The following is a 302-nucleotide window of genomic DNA, read 5'->3' as shown; positions in this document are numbered from 1 at the left end:
AAAAAGAAGATTAAGAAAACTAAGTCAGATTTGACAGTGCTGAATAAAATGAAAACATCTTTTATCAAAGGGGAGCCAAAGTTCAATAAAACGTCCAAAGAACAACAAAGGGGACCATATTTTGTTGTGCAATTTAAAAAGAGAACAGATATTTACTATCATGCCTATCAACTTGAGCATGAATATTTAAATGTACGTATTCAAACACTTCGTTCTCGTTTAGGTAGCCTGGAATTTCGGCTGGATAGACTACAAAAACTATTCCATAGTTTAAAAAACAAAGTTTCTTCTGTTGTATTTGG

1 pseudogene is annotated in these 302 nt (G+C 32.1%); it reads left to right on the top strand.

The window, feature by feature from the left end:
- Positions 1-48 precede the first annotated feature (48 nt).
- Positions 49-302: pseudogene (locus CN326_RS24875) on the top strand (hypothetical protein); the annotation flags it as partial.

It is taken from the genome of Bacillus sp. AFS018417, from assembly GCF_002560985.1.
In the GTDB taxonomy this organism is placed as follows: domain Bacteria; phylum Bacillota; class Bacilli; order Bacillales; family Bacillaceae_G; genus Bacillus_A; species Bacillus_A rhizoplanae.
Note: the sequence above shows the minus strand (reverse complement) of the source record. Positions and strands in the feature narration are given on the sequence as shown.